Below are 16,712 nucleotides of genomic sequence, written 5' to 3'. Positions count from 1 at the left end.
AGAGGTTGAACAATAATGAGGATGGTGCATCGTGACTATAAAATTAAGCGTATTGGATCAATCCCCCGTTTTAACTGGGCAGAATCCACAAGACGCCTTTCAGCAAACAACAGAACTTGCCAAACACGTCGATCAGCTAGGCTATCACCGGTACTGGGTTTCGGAGCATCATAGCACACAGAGCTTAGCAGGCTCCGCCCCGGAAGTATTAGTCGCTCACTTAGCAGCCAATACCAAACATATTCGAATTGGAACAGGGGGCGTTCTTCTACCTCACTATAGTGCCTATAAAGTAGCCGAAGCGTTCCGAGTGCTTGAAACGTTGTATCCAGGACGGATCGACTTAGGAATTGGACGCGCCCCAGGCGGAATGCCGAATGTCAATTACGCCTTAAATGACGGCTCGTTTCCTAACGTTGAGAAGTATCCGGACCAAGTGAGAGAGTTAATGGCTTATCTACATGGACAAGATCCTTACCATTTAGACGTTCGTGCTACCCCGCAAAGTGAAACAGCTCCACCTGTTTGGATGCTTGGTTCCAGTGGCACAAGCGCCCGACTCGCAGCCGATCTCGGTGCTTCTTATTCGTTTGCTCATTTTATTAATGGGTTTGGAGGAACGCGAGCTATGGATCGGTACAAGAACCACTTCTCCCCTTCTATTCAACAGTTAGAGCCAAAGGGAAACGTTTCTGTATTTGTCGTGTGTGCGGAGACGGAAGAACATGCAGAGTACTTAGCTTCATCTTTAGATGTGTCGATTCTTAAGATTGAACAGGGGGCAAAGCGTGAAGGCTTCCCTCCTCCAGAAGAAGCAAGCCAATACCCTTTCTCTATCTTTGAGAAAGAACGGGTTCGTGAAAATCGTCAGCGTATGATTGTCGGAAACCCTGAACAAGTGAAAGAACGACTCGAACACTTAGCCAGAGCTTATAATGTAGATGAAATCATTGTGAACACCATTATTAATCCCTTTGAAGAGCGGCTCCGTTCTTACGAGCTCCTCGCTAATGCATTTAAAGCGTAATAATCAAGCCCTGTCTCAAACATTACTGGTTGGACAGGGCCTTTCTGTGTTTAATCCCGTTGGATGGTTTTCTCATAAAAGTAAAAAGGAGCTTTTCGCTCAGGGGTACTCCACTCCCCTATATACGTATAACCTTTCTTTTGAAACACACGCTGTGCTGCCGGATTTAACGAATAGGTATCGGTTTTCATATAAGAAATTCCCCGGTTCATAGCTAGTTGTTCAGCATATTGATAAAAGGCCTCAGCTATCCCCTTCCCTCTTACGTTTGGATCAACCGCAAGCCTTTGGGTTAATAACACCTTTTCCTCACCGGGTCTTGACCAGGATAGAAGCTCATAATGGGTTGGTTCTGTCTCATTAAAGCACGCAACCCCACACACTACTCCATCCTTTTCAAATACAAATAACCTTTCTTTATCGTGGTCGTTTTCATAATCGGAATACAAAGGATACGCTTCGTCCCACTGGTCGCTCCCTGTCTCCTTCATGATGACTTTTGATTCTTCTACAATTTCCATTATTCGTTCTAAATCTTCTCTTTTGGATCGTCGAATCATGAATCATGCTCCCCTTCACTTTCGTTTCTTCCTATTTAATCTCTAGAAGAGTATTAAATCAAGCCCCTTTTAAGCCGATATATAAACTATGTGTTCAATTACGGAATAAAGGAGTAACGTTATGCAGAAGAAAACACTCTTTTTATGGATGATCGGATTATTGTTATTGAGCGCTTGTGCCGAAACAAGCCAAACAGGCAAAGCAGAAGAAAAGAAGACAATTGGACTCTTAGTGACAGATAGTGGTCTAGGGGACAACTCGTTTAGTGATTCAGCTCTTCAAGGGTTAGAGCGGGCACGTGACGAGTTAGGCGTTTTTTTCAATTATAAGGAACCGCTTACTGGAAACTATGAAGGGTATCTAGAAAAACTCATTGAAGAAGGTCATGACCTTGTAGTCGGGTTGGGATTTGAATCTCAAGAGGCTGTTGAGAAAATGGCCAAGAAGTACCCAGACCAAAAATTCTTACTCATCGATGCTGTATCCGAGCAACCAAACGTGACATCTCTTACATTTAAAGAAGACGAAGGTAGCTATTTAATCGGACTAATCGCTGGTATGCGAACCGAATCCAATCACGTTGGGTTTATCGGCGGCATGGACATCCCAGTAGTAAAGAATTTTGAGAAGGGCTTTAAAGAAGGTGTTCAAGAGGTAAACCCTGATGCAACTATTTCTGTTGATTATATAGGAAATTTCGATAATGACAATAAGGCAGCAGAGCTTGCTCAGAAACAAATCAAGAATGGGGCAGATTATCTATTTCCTGTAGCTGGCTATGCAGGTGTCGGAGCTCTAAAAGAAGCCCAAAAGCAAAAAGTATATTCATTCGGGGTAGACAGTGATCAGTATTTCTTAGCGGAAGATTCCGTCGTTACCTCTATGATGAAACGAATTGATGTCGCTTTGTTCGATATTGCGAAACAGCTGAAGGAAGATTCCTTTGAACAAGGAGAGCACCTTCAATTAGGGCTAAAGGAAGAAGCGGTTGGATTAGCTCCGATCCGTGTCATCCGTTTATCCCTTTCCGAGCAAGATACTTTAGAGGAAGCTATGAATAAAGGAGGCGATGAATAACATGTCTCTTCGTAAACGGATCTTATTATTATCTTCTATTCCTTTAATACTAAGTTTACTCCTGATCGGGTATGTGATTACTCAGATGTTAGACGTTCAAAAATCATCTTCACAAGAGGTTGAACTTCTTCTGAAAGCGGAGCATTTAAACGGTAGTGTGGTTACGCTTCAGCAGTCATTGAATAATTACTCAAACAATCCATCAGAAGCGAGTAAAGAAGAAACCACAGACTTACTACAATCCGTAAACAAGGAAGTCGCTTCATTGGAGAGTTATTTAAAAAATTCCGAGCAACAAAAGTGGTTTGATCAGCTCAAATCCAAATACGCCTCATTAAAGGCTCAATCAGAGCAATTCCTGGCTTCCAATGATACAAATGAAATTAGTCGTCAGGCTGCCCGCGCAGGCGGTATTCTAAATGATGCTTTCATGATTAATCATACAGCGAATGAATGGTATGAAAGTCAAGTAGAGGGACGAAAGGCGCAAATTCAACAGCTTATCCTTATCACTTTGATTGCAAGCGGAGCGTTAATCCTTCTTTCTATCTTATCTTCTTGGAGATTATCCGCTCAGACTGCTAACCCCATTCGGGAACTGGCTAAGAAAGCTACTACGATTGCAAGCGGCGATTTAACAGTAGAAGTAGCGAAAACGAACCGTAAAGATGAAATCGGACAACTCGCTTCCTCCTTTGGAGAAATGGTGGATCATCTAAAAGAAACGATCCGTTCTATTGAAACGATGGGAAAAGAAGTGCAAGAGTTCAGCTTAGGGTTAAAGAGCAATATCGATACGCTTTCTGAGAGCTCTATACAAGTGGCGACTTCTACAGATGAACTTGCTCAAGGGAGTCAATCGATCTCTACCGATATTCAGGATGCTTCTTACTTAATGGATGAGATGCACAACGGATTTCAACACAACGTAGAAGCTAGTCGGAACGCAAACGCTCAAAGTGAGAACGCTCTTAAGAGTGTTGAAGTTGGGCAACGTTCGATCGAAAATCAACAAGATTTGCTTAACAAAGGCATTGAAGCCACTCGATCTATTGAGCACTCCGTTCAATCCTTTGTCCAATACACGAATGAAATTCATCAAACTTCTCAGCTTGTAAATGACCTGTCTGAGCAGACGAACCTTCTGGCGCTAAATGCAGCCATTGAAGCTGCTCGAGCAGGAGAGCACGGGAAAGGGTTCGCTGTTGTAGCAGAAGAAGTACGAAAGCTAGCGGACCAATCAAGAACCGCTACAGAACAGATCTTCAGTATGGTTGAACATATTCAAAACGGCATCCATATGATCGAAGAAGATACAAGCCGCTCCACATCGATCTCTCAAAAGCAAGAAGAGACGATGAATGAGTCTAAAACGGCCTTTTCTTCGATCCACGACCATGTCACAATGATTCATACAGAATTACAGCAACTCGTTCAGAATATGGATACGTCCTTAAATCGAAGTGAACAAGTATCATCCAGCATGCAGAGTGTGAGTGCCATTACAGAAGAAACGGCAGCTGGTACAGAAGAAATCTCAGCCTCCACAGAAGAGCAACAAAGAACGTTCCACAACGTGCAACAACAATCTGTCGAGCTCCAATCCATGATCAATCAACTAGAAGAACAACTGAACCAATTCAAACACTAAATGCTTTATTACGTGCCAGACACCCTTTACTATAGTAAAGGGTGTCTGGCACGTTTTTTTAGCGTCTATTAGGATAAGTGGGTTTTTCAAGGGAGCTGATGTCTTCATCCAGGTTCATCATCTTTTCTTCTAGCATTCCCTTCGCATCACGTACTCCTTGATTATAAAAGTGAGGAGCAATTTCTTTCTCTATAAACTGAAAGACTTGATCAGCTGCAATGTTACCAATCTCTTCTCCTCGTTCCATTTCAAAGTATCCTTGAATTTTAGATAGAATTTGCTCTCTTTCTTCCTTTTTTAATGATGGATTCATAGGTTCCACTCCTTTTTCATTTTCATGGGTTTTGGACCGGTAAATCTGATACAGACCCTACAACACATGTGGTTTTCGTTGGACTCCCGGGTTTATGGTGAACGAGTACCTGCTTAAATCCGGCTTGTTCTAAGAAGGAACGGATTTGATCCCCAATAATGACGGTCGTTTCGTCACTGGCGCCTTTTTCGTGTGGCTGAAGAGCAATCGCAACTCTTCCCTTTTCACTCATCTGTTCCCTAAGCGCAGCAAGCGTTCCAACCGGGTCTTCCCAATACGTAATGTTATTAATCGCAAGAACTTTATCTATTGTATCATGAAGATTCGTTGATTCTTCCGCATAGCCTTGTGCTAATCTTACTCGTCCTCCCTCTACGTCCTTCTTATTACGTCGCTTTGCTTCTTCCACCATGGCTTCTGAAGGGTCAAGCCCAATCACTCTTACCCCATCATAGGAATCGCATAGTTCCTTCACGCAATAGCCAGGTCCAAACCCAATCTCTAGTACACAGTCATCCTGTTGAATATCTAAAAAAGACATCGCCCATTTATTGATACCAGCGTTTTGCTTATACATGAGCCAGCCGACGGCTTTTCCAATCAGACCTTGTGGTTTTGAAAACTGAGAGAACAAAAATCCCATACCGATTCGCTCCTTTTAAAGAAATCTTTATTCTTCATTCCCCCAATTCCGCACTCCTTTAACAACTTTTCTACCTATCGAACGGACAAATGGGTATATTTTATTCCCTTATTTCATGAATTAAGTAGTAGGGTTAATTTTAGACGGAAGGTGGAATTGTTATGTATTATCCTTCACCACAACCGCAATACCGTGACAATCAACGCCAGGCAAACCGTTTTCTGACGGTGACAGGAATTGGTTCAGTCAAGGCTCAGCCGGATATCGCGAATATTACACTCGGAGTGGAGACGCAAGATAAAGAATTAACAACCGCTCAGCAAACCAATGCCCAAACGCTTAATGAAGTGATTGATGCGCTCATTCAAATTGGAATTCCAAATGAAAATATTCAAACAGTAGATTACTTTATCTTCCCTCAATATGATTATATTGATGGAAAGCAACAATTCAGAGGCTATGAAGTTACCCATCTTATTACAGTGACGATCGAAAATTTAGAACAAACAGGAGAAGTCATCGATACAGCTGTAGCCAATGGAGCAAACCGGGTCTCAAATATTTCCTTCACCGTCCAAGACCCTCAGTCCTTTTACCAACAGGCTCTTGCTTCCGCTTTACAAAATGCGAATACGAAAGCACAAACCATTGCTCAAACGATGAATCTCCAAATCGACATGACACCCTTCTCAATCGACGAACAAGTTCCCCCTACTCAAGCAACGCCGCAAACCTTTGTGAAAGCTGAATCTGTTGGAGCGACCAGCACTCCTGTGGAACCTGGTCAGTTAGAAATTACAGCGCGAGTTGAAACCAAATACCAATACATTTCGTAAACCATATAGACACTTAAGTTGAAGATTGCCACTAACATTTACAGGGAACTGCGTTAGATAGGTAGACGCTTCACTAAGTGGCGATTATACTAAACAACGCATCTACTACTACTTGGAGGGAATACTTCTTGAAAAAACATGAACTACTCAGCAAAGTACTCCGAACGTTTGCACTATCTCTACTCGTGGCAACGGTCGGATTGTATATGGGGCAGTGGGTTCCACCAGCCTTGTTTCTCCCACTTGTCATCTTAGAGTTTATATTACTCATTTCTGTTTTCTTCCTGCGTAAAGCAAAGAAAATTGGATATGGTTTTCTATTTCTGTTTACGTTTATATCGGGCTTAACGTTATACCCAGCTATTTCGTATTACATCAGTTCTATCGGCGCTACGACTGTTCTGATGGTGCTCGGCGTGACAACGATCATCTTTATTGCGCTATCCCTTTATGCCTGGAAGACCAAGCGTGATTTAAGCTTTCTTGGAGGCATGCTGATGAGCGCCCTTCTTGCGCTTATTCTGGTATGGCTAATTCATATCTTCTTTAACTTAGGCAGTGCAGCTATTCTTGTTATTACGTTAATTAGTGTGGTAATCTTCTCCGGATTTATCATCTACGACATTAACAAGATTAAGAATGGCCACTTCAGCGAGAAAGACATCCCCCTTCTTGCTCTGAACTTGTATTTAGATTTCATTAATCTATTCTTAGACTTGCTTCGCCTTGTAGGTATCCTAAAAGATGACTAATACAAAAAGAGCCGAAAACCTCTATAAGGGTTTTCGGCTTTCTTTATGATTAATGCGAAGGACATGAATCACGAACTAAATAAATGCCCCACTCCAAAAAGGGTCGTGAAAAACACAAGCGCTATAGCTAATAATAAAGAAGCCAACCTCACCTGACTCTCTCTAAGAGGATCAGGATCCTGGTAATGTGTTGGATTCTTACGAAGACGCGCAAATACAAAACTCACGACTAGCGTTCCTAATAAGAAAAACGTATCCGAATCTTCTCCTGCACCTCGTCCTAGCTCTCCGTCCATAATCACTAGCATAAACACGAAAAAGATCGGAAAAGCCTTAATGACCTTCCACACAAACCGCTTCAGCACTCTTTCATCTGAAGAAGAACGAGATGCTTCCACAGAAGCATCCGTTAACAACTGCAAAAAGGCGAGCATATAGATCGCTATGTATAAGATGTAAAACGGAAGAGACAGAAACGACACAGCAGCCATCAACCCCACGATCGCCACTATCACGAAACCACTTACCCCTTTATAGTTACTTCGCAACATTTCCACTCCTCCACCCCCTTCCCCAGTTCCAATAAAAAAAACACAAACGCAGAGTATTTTCCATTTTACTCCACATTTGTGCGTTTGAAAACGACTGATTTAATTATTGAAACGTACGAGCTAAGAAGCCTTCCACTTCTTCAGGTGTTTTAGCATCTGCGCTATGAAGGTGAGCGATTTTCTGACCGTTTTGGAATACAAGAATACTAGGAATCCCCATCACTTCATACTGATCAGCAACATCTGGTAGCTCATCACGGTTAATCTCGAACCATTTATAAGCATTATACTCCTCTACAATGTCCCCAATAAACATATCCATACGCTTACAATCCGGACACCAATCCGCAGAGAACTTAATAATAACCGGCTCTTCCCCATCTATAAGATCTTGAAATGTCTTCATCTCTCGAATAAACTCCACTAAAAATAACCTCCTTGAAATAACTCTCATTCTATTTAAACATATCCCAACCAGATTCGAAATACATGAGCACATTCATGTAAGTTGGATTAGAGTTAATACTTTTATAATAAATGTATAATGGAATAAAGAAAAGCACAGGCGGGGTGGTCAGGGCCGTACGGATAAGCCAGCTTTTCGGAAAAGGCGAATAGCCTTTGGAGAAAAGATGGCTTATCTCGCTAGGCCCTCCCCGCCGGAGCTGGATCTAGGCCAGAAAAGCACAGGCGACTGTTTAGGTAAAGTGGAAGTTCGACTAAAAACGCCACATCCTGTGGCAACATCGAACGACCCCACGTCCTGTGGGGCCGCATAAGCAAGCTAATGGAAGTCTGCGCAGCAGACTGGAGTTAGATTGCTTATGACGCTAGGGGCTAGGAGCCGGAGCTGGATCTAGAACGAAAAGCGCAGGGGGCTTGCCCAGGGGCGTACGGATAAGCAAAATGCCGGAAGTGGCGTTAGCCACTGCAGGTAGTTTGCTTATCTCGCTAGCCCCTAGCCCCCGGAGCTGGATCTCATGAAAAGCGCAGGGCCGCTGCTTAGGCACGGCAGGCATAAGACAAAACCCGCAGTGAGGTGCTTTTCCTCACGAAGGGGGTTGCCTTATGTCCAGAGTGTCTGCGGCCCGGAGCTGGATCTAGGCCAGAAAAGCGAAGGCGACTGTTTAGGTAAAGTGGAAGTTCGACTAAAAACGCCACAACAATAACCAACATCGAACGACCCCACGTCCTGTGGGGCCCAACTATAAAAACAGATTTCAATAAGGGGGATTACAAGTGAAAAGAGTTATAGGATTTCTTTTACTCCTACTCATCCTTACATCTTGTAGCAATGCAGACGGAGAAACAAATGGTACTGATCAGTCCTTACAAGATACATCTTGGGAAGATATTAAAACCAAAGCCTCCGAAACCACTGTGCGCCTTCATATGTGGGGTGGCGATGAGGGCATCAATCGTTATATAGACGAATGGGTCGCCCCTCGCATGAAAGAACAATACAACATCCATTTAGAGCGAACTCCTATGGACACAGGCAACATCCTCCAGAAACTTTACTCAGAGAAACAGGCCAATAAACAAGATGGTACGATTGATGTGATTTGGGTAAACGGAGAGAATTTTAAAAATGCGAAAGAAAACAATCTGCTCTATGGTCCTTTTCGTAATCAACTTCCTAACTTCAAAGATTACTATGAACAGGATAGCTTAGCGTTCGATTATGATTTCGGAACCCCTACTGAAGGATATGAAGCTCCGTGGGGGAAAGTTCAATTCGTCTTTTTATACGATCAGGACAAAATAGAACAACCACCTGAAACCTTTCAAGAATTGAAGACATGGATTCATAACAACCCAGGAGAGTTTACTTATCCAAATCCAGATGATTTCTCAGGGAATGCGTTCTTAAGACACCTCCTCTACAAAGGAGCTGAGGATACGAAGACCCTGGTCGAAGAGCCATTTTCAAAAGAACGTGCAAGTAGCGCCGGGGATTATATGTGGTCCTACTTGAATGAAATAAAGCCAGATTTATGGAGAGAGGGAAAACACTATCCTTCTTCATTAGCTGAATTAGATCGTTTGTATAGCAAAGGAGACGTTTCCATGACAATGGGGTATAACGAAGCCCGTGCTGAACACATGATTGAGAACAATGAGTTCCCTGACTCAACTCGAAGTTTTGTTCTAGATGAAGGGTCAATTGGAAACACTCACTTCTTAGCTATTCCTTACAATAGCCCAAATAAAGCAGGAGCCATGACGTTGATTAATTTCTTGCTATCTCCTGAGGCTCAGCTTCAGAAATTGAAGCCAACAAACTGGGGAGATAACACACCAATCAGCATAGATAAGCTTTCAGAAGAAGATCAGCAAGCCTTTGAGTCATTAAACCGAGGCAAAAGTGTCCTCTCCAATGAAATTTTAGAAGAGAGCTTCCTACCAGAGGCCGACGCCCAATATGTAGAGTGGATAAAGGAGAATTGGAAAGATGAAGTTATCAGAGGCGAATAAGGCTTGGGTTCTCTTAGTTCCAGCCTTACTCTTTCTCGCATTGCCACTTTACGGCTTCCTATCAGCCGTACGTACGAGTTTACAAGATCAAGGGGCGTTTACAACCAAGTACTACACAACACTATTTACCGAACAGAGCTTCTATGAGTCACTCGGGTACAGCATCCGTATTACCTTAATCGCCACCGCTCTTTCGCTATTACTTGGGGTGCTGATTACCAGAAGCTTCACACCATTCATCCAGAGAACAGCAGGCAAGCTAAGCATTTGGCTCCCGATGCTTTTCCCTCACTTTGTATGGGGGTATATTGTTCTTCTTCTGTTTGAACAGAGCGGCCTTATCTCTAATCTATTGAACGAGATCGGTTTCATACCGAGCACAGATGCTTTTCCCATTGTGACAAACGACCAAAATGGAATTGGGATGATTCTGACCTATGTGGGCAAAGAAACCCCTTTTGTCGTATTAATGTTGCTTCCGATCTACACGAAGCACGATAAAGGCTACAGAGATCTCGTCGAGACATTAGGGGGTGGGAAATGGGCGGCATTTAAAGATGCAGAGTGGCCATGGGTTTTCCCGGCGCTAGTGGAGACGGGGATTATTTTATTCGCCTTTATTCTAAGTGCTTATGAGGTTCCCTTCCTTCTTGGGGCGACTTTCCCAGAGATGATTTCCGTTTTAACGTATGATTGGTTCTATTCGGGGGATTGGAATGATCGACCTTTAGCTTTCGCTGCGATGGTTATGACCAGTGTCATTATTGGTATCGTCAGTTTTATTGCATTTTCAGTCATGAATCGGAAACGGATGCTTCTCACGAAAGGACAGGATTAGTATGAACCGCCTTAGCAAACAGAAAAAAATTCAATTTTGGGTTCTCACGTGGCTCCTGTTCATCTTACCTGTCGTGTTTTTGTTCGCCAAAAGCTTATTCATGAACATTAGCAGTAATGGCAGTTCAGAAATGATGATCTCTTTAAAAGGCTGGGAGGCACTCTTTTCTGAGGCAAAGTTGATTCAAGCTACCTTTGTTTCCCTCGGCATTGGTGCCCTTGTCGTGGTACTTAATCTCATCATCGGTCTCTTAGCCGGAAAGGCACTGGCCTTTTATTCTTTTAAAGGGAAAGCCGTTGTTGATGCACTCTTCCTACTCCCACTCATTGTTCCCTTGCTTGCCATTACAATGGGCCTTCATGTGGCTATGATTCGAATTGGTCTGACCGACACGTGGCTCGGGGTAGTGCTCATTCATCTCGTACCGACTATCCCTTATAGTATTAAAATGTTACGAAGCGGATACGCATCTATGGGAACCGGGATCTTACAACAAGCACAAGTACTTGGCACAACAAGATGGCATCGCTTCTGGAGTGTAGAACTCCCTCTCCTCATGCCATCTATCAGAAGTACGGTTTTCTTAATCTTTGTCATTAGCCTAAGCCAGTATGTGATTACAGCCATTATCGGGGGCGGGAATGTGGTAACTCTCGCTATGATTTACTTCCCATTCTTAGATTCAGCTGAAAGTACCGTTCTTGCCGCCTTTTCTGCCTGGTTCGCTTTACTTCCCGTCTTATTCTACCTGTCTATGGAGCTTCTTTTATCGCTCCTTCCGTATCAAAATCCTTGGAGGACTCGTTTATGACAGCATCGTTTATCACAGTCAATCACACATCGAAATCATTCCATAATGACACCATCTTCAACGATCTCTCGTTCACCTTATCCAAAGGAGAGATCTTAAGTATCGTAGGCCCTTCAGGAAGCGGGAAAACAACCCTTCTTCGTTGCTTAGCTGGATTAGAGCCGTTTACTGAAGGGACATTCATCATAGATCAACAAGAAGTCACGAACCTTGATGCCAATAAACGCCCAGTAAGCTTGGTATTTCAGCATCCTTTACTATTTCCGCATATGACAATCGCTGAGAACGTTGCCTACGGGTTATCCTTTCAACGAATAAAGAAAAAAGAAAGAATGCGACGTGCACAAGAATTGATCAACCAAGTTGGGCTAACCGGTTATGAAAAAAAATTCCCTTATGAATTATCCGGCGGTCAGCAACAGAGAGTTTCACTAGCCAGATCCTTGGCTATCTCCCCTCAGCTTCTCTTACTCGATGAGCCCTTTAGTAGCCTGGACGTTCGTCTTAGAGGGGAGATGCGTGCCTGGGTCAGACAGTTGCTAAAGGATCAGGCCATCACGGCTGTCTTTGTTACACATGATCGAGAAGAAGCCATGGAGATGGGGGATTATGTCGGCGTCTTTGAAAACGGACAATTTCAGCAGATCGGTGAACCTGAACACGTGTATCACGTTCCCGCAAATGCCTTTGTCGCCGATTTCTTTGGCGACCATCTAATTGTCGACAAGGAGACCTACATTCCTGTGCAATCCCTATTCTTATCCAAATCCACACCGCATCAAACTGAATGGGTGTGGAAAGGGACGATGAAGAATAAGGTGCATATCCATGGACACAGCCTTTATCAAATCTTTATTGCAGACGTAAATCAACAAGTCACCGTTTCTAGTTCCCTTGGCCTTCAGTGGGATGAAACGGTTTATGTATCAGCACACCCTGATACGGTTCATACGTTTACAAATTTAAAGCAAAGGAATGAGTAACATGAAACAATTGAAAAATTGGATAAAACCAGTGATTGTACTCATTCTATTTGGTATAGCCGCTTATATTGTTCGATTCGAGTTCAATTTGGGAAAAGATGAAATAAGCACCTTTGTTCAATCATTTGGGTGGTGGTCCCCTTTTATCTTCTTTCTCATTTATGCACTCGGCCCTATCGTTTTCTTTCCGACCTCTATCCTATCGCTCGTAGCAGGTTTTGTGTATGGGGTTTGGCCTGGTTTTCTTTATATCCTCTTCGGAGCAACAGGAGCTGCAGTGACAGGATACATTATGGGACGTTTCTTCGGCGACTCACTCGTCAAAGTTCAAAACTTTTCATGGTCCGAACAATTATTTAAAAAAATAGATCAGAATGGCTTCTTATACGTTCTTATTCTTCGTTTGACTCCCATCGTTGGATTTGATCTTTTAAGTTATGTATCTGGCATTACCAGGGTCAACTTTCGATCCTTCATCCCGGCAACCATGATTGGAATGTTCCCAGGGACGCTCGTTTACAGCTATTTGGGCGCTAGTCTTGGAACCGGTAATGTTAAACAAATTATGTTAGCTGTCTCTCTTCTTCTTGCGCTAATGGCCATCACCTTCTTGTTTAGAGAAAGGATTAAGCGATGGCTCGGCTTTACAGGATAGAGAGCGCAGGAGGTGTAACAAATGCTCGACACACATGCTAGGAAATACGTTCAGCCATCGATTGAACACACATCCAAGTGGTTGACGACACTCGGATTAACCGCCAATCAAGTTACAACCATTGCCTTTATCATCGGTATTGCTTCAGGTGGGATCTATGCTCTTGGCTTTCCCATTCTGGCTGTAGTCGCTCTTTGGCTATCCGGTTTTTTAGATGCTGTTGACGGAACAATGGCCAGAATGACCAAACCATCCTCCTTCGGCACCGTCATGGATATTACGTTTGACCGAATTGTTGAGATTAGCATTATTTTAGGCATCGCCTATCTTCATCCTGAAGTTATGTGGCCCCTTCTTCTCTTAAGTGTCTCGATTATCTTTTCAATGACCATCTTCCTAACAGTCGGGGCTGTGTCTGAAAAGCAAGGGATTAAGTCTTTTTATTACCAAGCAGGAGTGGCAGAGCGTACGGAAGGCTTCATCTTCTTCAGCATCATGATGCTCTTTCCATCCATCTTAATGTGGTCAACGCTTGCTTTCTTCGCTGTAGAAGTCTTTACAGCGTTGCAGCGCTTTATAGAAGCAAAACGAATCTTGCCTTAGAAAGGGGAAAAAACGATGAAACAATATGACATCATCATTATAGGCGGCGGTGCAGGAGGCCTTACTGTAGCTTCAGGAGCCGCTTCCCTGGGAGCCCAGGTAGCCTTAGTAGAAAAGCGAGAAGACTTAGGTGGTGACTGCCTCCACTTCGGTTGCGTCCCTTCTAAATCTCTTATTGAAGCAGCTAACGAAATTCACCATGCCAGAAGTGTATCGAAGTACGGCGTACAGGCATCAGGTGAAGTCGATGTAAAGATGATTAATCAACGCGTCAAGGAATCAATTGAGCACCTTCAGGAACATGACAGCATTGAACGCTTCGAAGACTTAGGAATTGATGTCTATATAGGAGGAGCGTCGTTTCGAAGTGACCATGAAGTTGAGGTTGAGAACCAAGAGGAAGCTCTTTTTGGAAAACGCATCATAATTGCAACCGGCTCAAGACCTAACGTACCTCCAATCGAAGGGCTGAAAGAAACAGGTTACCTTACAAATGAAACTGTCTTTGACCTTAAACAACTACCGAAGAAAATGGTCTTTATTGGCGGAGGCCCAATCGGTCTTGAAATTGCTCAAGCCTATGCACGCCTTGGATCTGAAGTCACTGTTCTTGAAGCCGGCCCTGGGGTACTAGGCAAGGAAGATCAAGATATCCAGAAGAAAGCGCAAGAGATACTGGAACGAGAGCTAACGATCATTACAGATGCAAATGTAAAGAAAACCTCTCGAGAAGGAAAACAGAACTACGTTCATTATTCCGTTCAGGATGAAGAATATGTAATAGAAGCTGACCAAATCTTCCTGGCAACAGGCCGTAAGCCGAATACAGATTCTCTCGATCTAGATCAGGCTGGCGTCGATATGGACGAGCGGGGGTTTGTAAAAGTCGATGAGACGCTTCGTACAAACGTCGGACATATTTTCGCCATCGGAGATGTGAACGGAACGCCTCCTTTCACTCATGTAGCGGGGTATGAAGGGAAAACAGTTGTACAAAATGCGGTGTTTGGACTAAGTCGCAAGGCGTCTTATGAGTTAATCCCATGGAACACCTACATCACACCAGAAGTCTTCCACCTTGGCCTCACGCAGAAAGAAGCGCAAGAGAAACATGATGGCGTCCTGATCTATCACACCGATCTGGCGGATGTGGACCGCTTCGTGGCCGATCACAAGTCAGAAGGCTTCATTAAATTTATCACAGATACCAAAGGGCATATATTAGGAGCACACGCCATTGGGAAAGGAGCAGGAGACTGGATGCAAGTAGCTGTTTTAGCTGTTGAAAAAGGAATGAAGATCGGAGAACTTTCCAGTATGATCTATCCTTACCCCAATCACACAGCCGCAATTGAACGTGCCAGTAACGAATACTGGAGAAGTAAACTATTCAGCGGCGTGGTCCCGTCGATTACAGAGAAATATATTAAGTGGTTCAGATAAAGCAGAAGAGCTGCTGATGGTTCGCCATCAGCAGCTCTTTTTATGTTGTGGGACTAGGAGGACAATACACCTCTCAAAATCTCTAGGCAAACGTCCATTTTTGATGAATTCGCGGAAGAACCCAACCAAATTCGGGTCATCTGCATATTGTAGTAAAGAAGTCAGATCTTGAAGGAGGGATTCAAATGAGTGAAGGATACGGCACAGGGCTCGCGCTCATCGTTGTACTTTTCATCCTACTCATCGTCGTAGGAGCATCGCAATTTGGAGGATACGGTGGCTACGGTTACTAAGTCTAATGAAGAATGATTGAATCTCTTGAGATCATAAAGGAGGAAGATGTTATGTACGGTTATGGTGGATACGGTTGTTGTTACGGTGGCGGCGGTTACGGCTACGGAGGAACATTCACACTGATCGTTGTATTGTTCATCCTACTAATTATCGTAGGCGCAACAGCATTTAGATTTTAAGAAATGAAAAGCGCAGGCGGGGTGGTCAGGGCCGTACGGATAAGCAAGCTACTGTAAGTCTGCGTAGCAGACTGGAGGTAGATTGCTTATCTCGCTAGGCCCTCCCCGCCGGAGCTGGATCTCATGAAAAGCGCAAACGACTACAAAAAAGAGGTCATCCTAAAAAGGATGGCCTCTTTTAACGTAAGCATCTATTTGTCCTAATATTCAACTTTCCCCAGCAAATACGCCACTAACAAACCGCCAATAAACGTAATCAGGCAAAGAATGAGATCATCCGGCATCCCCGGAAATACTACAAAAATCGAACCAATTACTAGACCAATTACGGTAGCATAGGTATGAGATGGGAATCGTTTAAACAAATAACGAATCGCCTTACTACTGATTAAAAGCCCGACAGCTACGCCAGCTCCGATAAGGGCGATGCGCCCAATTTGAAATTGGGAAACAGCATCGGTTGCAACTTTATAAACTCCAACTAAAAGTAATAAGAAGGATCCACTTATTCCCGGTAAAATCATAGCCATACTCGCCATCCAGCCTGAAAAGAATAGACCAATCATTTGAGCGGTGGACAAACTTCCCTCCCAGGATTGAGGTTCACCCGTTTCAAAGAATGCCATAGATGCAACGAGTGCTGCAGAAACAAGCAGAAAAATCATATGACTACCTTTAAAGTTTTCTTTGTAATCAGCTTGGTGTAGTAAAAACGGGATGACCCCAATTATTAAACCAAGGAAGAAATACAACGTAGGTTGTTCATGATGCTCAAACAAATAGCTAATCAATTTACTCAGTGAAACAATCGAGATTCCGATCCCAATACCTAAAGGAATGAGAAAACTTATATACTTCCTCCACTCCCTACTAAACACACCCGAAATCGCTTCAATTAAGCGGTCATAAATCCCTAATAGTACGGCGATGGTTCCTCCACTAACGCCGGGTACGACGTCACTTGCCCCCATCAGCATTCCTCTGTATATGTTTCTCCACTCCATAACTTTCTATCTC

20 protein-coding genes are annotated in these 16,712 nt (G+C 43.5%); 14 read left to right on the top strand and 6 right to left on the bottom strand.

What is annotated here, in order from left to right; all coding sequences use genetic code 11:
- Window positions 1-37: 37 nt before the first annotated feature.
- Entirely contained in the window at window positions 38-1,027 is a 990-nt protein-coding gene (locus QNI29_RS01290) for an LLM class flavin-dependent oxidoreductase (RefSeq protein WP_231419659.1), read from the top strand.
- A gap of 50 nt (window positions 1,028-1,077) precedes the next feature.
- Here QNI29_RS01290 and QNI29_RS01285 read toward each other — a convergent pair whose 3' ends face one another.
- Complete coding sequence (locus tag QNI29_RS01285; protein WP_231419617.1) at window positions 1,078-1,587, bottom strand: GNAT family N-acetyltransferase; 510 nt, start codon at window positions 1,585-1,587, stop codon at window positions 1,078-1,080.
- A gap of 121 nt (window positions 1,588-1,708) precedes the next feature.
- On the opposite strand from QNI29_RS01285, the gene QNI29_RS01280 reads away from it, so the two are divergent.
- The gene (locus QNI29_RS01280) at window positions 1,709-2,665 is read left to right on the top strand and encodes a BMP family lipoprotein (protein ID WP_231419616.1); all 957 of its coding nucleotides are present in this window, start codon (window positions 1,709-1,711) and stop codon (window positions 2,663-2,665) included.
- Window positions 2,658-4,316 carry a methyl-accepting chemotaxis protein gene (locus QNI29_RS01275; RefSeq protein WP_231419615.1) on the top strand — a complete coding sequence of 553 codons (1,659 nt, stop codon included), beginning with the start codon at window positions 2,658-2,660 and terminating at the stop codon, window positions 4,314-4,316. Before QNI29_RS01280 ends, QNI29_RS01275 begins: the two co-directional genes overlap by 8 nt.
- 58 nt (window positions 4,317-4,374) lie before the next feature.
- On the opposite strand, the gene QNI29_RS01270 is transcribed toward QNI29_RS01275, so the two are convergent.
- Together QNI29_RS01270 and QNI29_RS01265 are read right to left on the bottom strand one after the other, a co-directional pair.
- A complete protein-coding gene (locus QNI29_RS01270) occupies window positions 4,375-4,629 on the bottom strand; it encodes a DUF2164 domain-containing protein (RefSeq protein WP_231419614.1) in 255 nt (84 codons plus the stop codon).
- Window positions 4,630-4,651: 22 nt separating this feature from the next.
- The gene (locus QNI29_RS01265; RefSeq protein ID WP_231419613.1) at window positions 4,652-5,272 is read right to left on the bottom strand and encodes a class I SAM-dependent methyltransferase; all 621 of its coding nucleotides are present in this window, start codon (window positions 5,270-5,272) and stop codon (window positions 4,652-4,654) included.
- Window positions 5,273-5,433: 161 nt separating this feature from the next.
- Between QNI29_RS01265 and QNI29_RS01260 the strand changes: the two genes are divergently transcribed.
- Together QNI29_RS01260 and QNI29_RS01255 are read left to right on the top strand one after the other, a co-directional pair.
- The gene (locus tag QNI29_RS01260) at window positions 5,434-6,108 is read left to right on the top strand and encodes an SIMPL domain-containing protein (protein WP_231419612.1); all 675 of its coding nucleotides are present in this window, start codon (window positions 5,434-5,436) and stop codon (window positions 6,106-6,108) included.
- Window positions 6,109-6,236: 128 nt separating this feature from the next.
- On the top strand, window positions 6,237-6,860 hold the full coding sequence (locus QNI29_RS01255; RefSeq protein WP_231419611.1) for a Bax inhibitor-1/YccA family protein: 624 nt from the start codon (window positions 6,237-6,239) through the stop codon (window positions 6,858-6,860).
- Window positions 6,861-6,928: 68 nt separating this feature from the next.
- Here QNI29_RS01255 and QNI29_RS01250 read toward each other — a convergent pair whose 3' ends face one another.
- Together QNI29_RS01250 and QNI29_RS01245 are read right to left on the bottom strand one after the other, a co-directional pair.
- A complete protein-coding gene (locus QNI29_RS01250; protein ID WP_231419610.1) occupies window positions 6,929-7,417 on the bottom strand; it encodes a hypothetical protein in 489 nt (162 codons plus the stop codon).
- 97 nt (window positions 7,418-7,514) lie between these two features.
- Window positions 7,515-7,817, bottom strand: a complete 303-nt coding sequence (locus tag QNI29_RS01245) for a thioredoxin family protein (protein WP_370635538.1) — start codon at window positions 7,815-7,817, stop codon at window positions 7,515-7,517.
- 833 nt (window positions 7,818-8,650) lie between these two features.
- Here QNI29_RS01245 and QNI29_RS01240 point away from each other — a divergent pair.
- The 9 genes from QNI29_RS01240 to QNI29_RS01200 all read left to right on the top strand — a co-directional run bounded on the left by QNI29_RS01240 (window position 8,651) and on the right by QNI29_RS01200 (window position 15,695).
- A complete protein-coding gene (locus QNI29_RS01240) occupies window positions 8,651-9,889 on the top strand; it encodes an ABC transporter substrate-binding protein (protein ID WP_231419608.1) in 1,239 nt (412 codons plus the stop codon).
- Complete coding sequence (locus QNI29_RS01235; RefSeq protein WP_231419607.1) at window positions 9,867-10,727, top strand: ABC transporter permease; 861 nt, start codon at window positions 9,867-9,869, stop codon at window positions 10,725-10,727. The genes QNI29_RS01240 and QNI29_RS01235 overlap by 23 nt, the downstream gene beginning before the upstream one ends.
- 100 nt (window positions 10,728-10,827) lie before the next feature.
- On the top strand, window positions 10,828-11,538 hold the full coding sequence (locus tag QNI29_RS01230; protein WP_284526718.1) for an ABC transporter permease: 711 nt from the start codon (window positions 10,828-10,830) through the stop codon (window positions 11,536-11,538).
- Window positions 11,535-12,521 carry an ABC transporter ATP-binding protein gene (locus tag QNI29_RS01225; protein WP_231419605.1) on the top strand — a complete coding sequence of 329 codons (987 nt, stop codon included), beginning with the start codon at window positions 11,535-11,537 and terminating at the stop codon, window positions 12,519-12,521. Before QNI29_RS01230 ends, QNI29_RS01225 begins: the two co-directional genes overlap by 4 nt.
- Before the next feature lies 1 nt (window position 12,522).
- Window positions 12,523-13,176: a TVP38/TMEM64 family protein gene (locus QNI29_RS01220; protein WP_231419604.1), complete on the top strand. Its 654-nt coding sequence runs from the start codon at window positions 12,523-12,525 to the stop codon at window positions 13,174-13,176.
- A 21-nt stretch (window positions 13,177-13,197) separates the two neighbouring features.
- On the top strand, window positions 13,198-13,779 hold the full coding sequence (locus QNI29_RS01215) for a CDP-alcohol phosphatidyltransferase family protein (protein ID WP_231419603.1): 582 nt from the start codon (window positions 13,198-13,200) through the stop codon (window positions 13,777-13,779).
- Between the two features lie 15 nt (window positions 13,780-13,794).
- A complete protein-coding gene (locus tag QNI29_RS01210) occupies window positions 13,795-15,222 on the top strand; it encodes a dihydrolipoyl dehydrogenase family protein (RefSeq protein WP_231419602.1) in 1,428 nt (475 codons plus the stop codon).
- A 185-nt stretch (window positions 15,223-15,407) separates the two neighbouring features.
- Window positions 15,408-15,515, top strand: a complete 108-nt coding sequence (locus QNI29_RS01205) for a YjcZ family sporulation protein (protein ID WP_231419601.1) — start codon at window positions 15,408-15,410, stop codon at window positions 15,513-15,515.
- A gap of 51 nt (window positions 15,516-15,566) precedes the next feature.
- Complete coding sequence (locus QNI29_RS01200) at window positions 15,567-15,695, top strand: YjcZ family sporulation protein (RefSeq protein WP_231419600.1); 129 nt, start codon at window positions 15,567-15,569, stop codon at window positions 15,693-15,695.
- Between the two features lie 200 nt (window positions 15,696-15,895).
- Here QNI29_RS01200 and QNI29_RS01195 read toward each other — a convergent pair whose 3' ends face one another.
- Window positions 15,896-16,699, bottom strand: a complete 804-nt coding sequence (locus QNI29_RS01195) for a DUF368 domain-containing protein (RefSeq protein ID WP_231419599.1) — start codon at window positions 16,697-16,699, stop codon at window positions 15,896-15,898.
- Between the last annotated feature and the right edge of the window lie 13 nt (window positions 16,700-16,712).

Source organism: Pontibacillus chungwhensis (genome assembly GCF_030166655.1).
Lineage (GTDB): Bacteria > Bacillota > Bacilli > Bacillales > BH030062 > Pontibacillus.
The sequence above is the reverse complement of the archived record's forward strand: the minus strand, read 5'-3'. Positions and strand labels throughout refer to the sequence as shown.

Coding starts and splice junctions, on each gene's coding strand:
- QNI29_RS01285 (WP_231419617.1), bottom strand. CDS start 1,587: ATGATTCGACGATCCAAAAGAGAAGATTTAGAACGAATAATGGAAATT.
- QNI29_RS01280 (WP_231419616.1), top strand. CDS start 1,709: ATGCAGAAGAAAACACTCTTTTTATGGATGATCGGATTATTGTTATTG.
- QNI29_RS01275 (WP_231419615.1), top strand. CDS start 2,658: ATGAATAACATGTCTCTTCGTAAACGGATCTTATTATTATCTTCTATT.
- QNI29_RS01270 (WP_231419614.1), bottom strand. CDS start 4,629: ATGAATCCATCATTAAAAAAGGAAGAAAGAGAGCAAATTCTATCTAAA.
- QNI29_RS01265 (WP_231419613.1), bottom strand. CDS start 5,272: ATGGGATTTTTGTTCTCTCAGTTTTCAAAACCACAAGGTCTGATTGGA.
- QNI29_RS01260 (WP_231419612.1), top strand. CDS start 5,434: ATGTATTATCCTTCACCACAACCGCAATACCGTGACAATCAACGCCAG.
- QNI29_RS01245 (WP_370635538.1), bottom strand. CDS start 7,817: ATGAAGACATTTCAAGATCTTATAGATGGGGAAGAGCCGGTTATTATT.
- QNI29_RS01235 (WP_231419607.1), top strand. CDS start 9,867: ATGAAGTTATCAGAGGCGAATAAGGCTTGGGTTCTCTTAGTTCCAGCC.
- QNI29_RS01230 (WP_284526718.1), top strand. CDS start 10,828: ATGAACATTAGCAGTAATGGCAGTTCAGAAATGATGATCTCTTTAAAA.
- QNI29_RS01225 (WP_231419605.1), top strand. CDS start 11,535: ATGACAGCATCGTTTATCACAGTCAATCACACATCGAAATCATTCCAT.
- QNI29_RS01220 (WP_231419604.1), top strand. CDS start 12,523: ATGAAACAATTGAAAAATTGGATAAAACCAGTGATTGTACTCATTCTA.
- QNI29_RS01215 (WP_231419603.1), top strand. CDS start 13,198: ATGCTCGACACACATGCTAGGAAATACGTTCAGCCATCGATTGAACAC.
- QNI29_RS01210 (WP_231419602.1), top strand. CDS start 13,795: ATGAAACAATATGACATCATCATTATAGGCGGCGGTGCAGGAGGCCTT.
- QNI29_RS01205 (WP_231419601.1), top strand. CDS start 15,408: ATGAGTGAAGGATACGGCACAGGGCTCGCGCTCATCGTTGTACTTTTC.
- QNI29_RS01200 (WP_231419600.1), top strand. CDS start 15,567: ATGTACGGTTATGGTGGATACGGTTGTTGTTACGGTGGCGGCGGTTAC.
- QNI29_RS01195 (WP_231419599.1), bottom strand. CDS start 16,699: ATGGAGTGGAGAAACATATACAGAGGAATGCTGATGGGGGCAAGTGAC.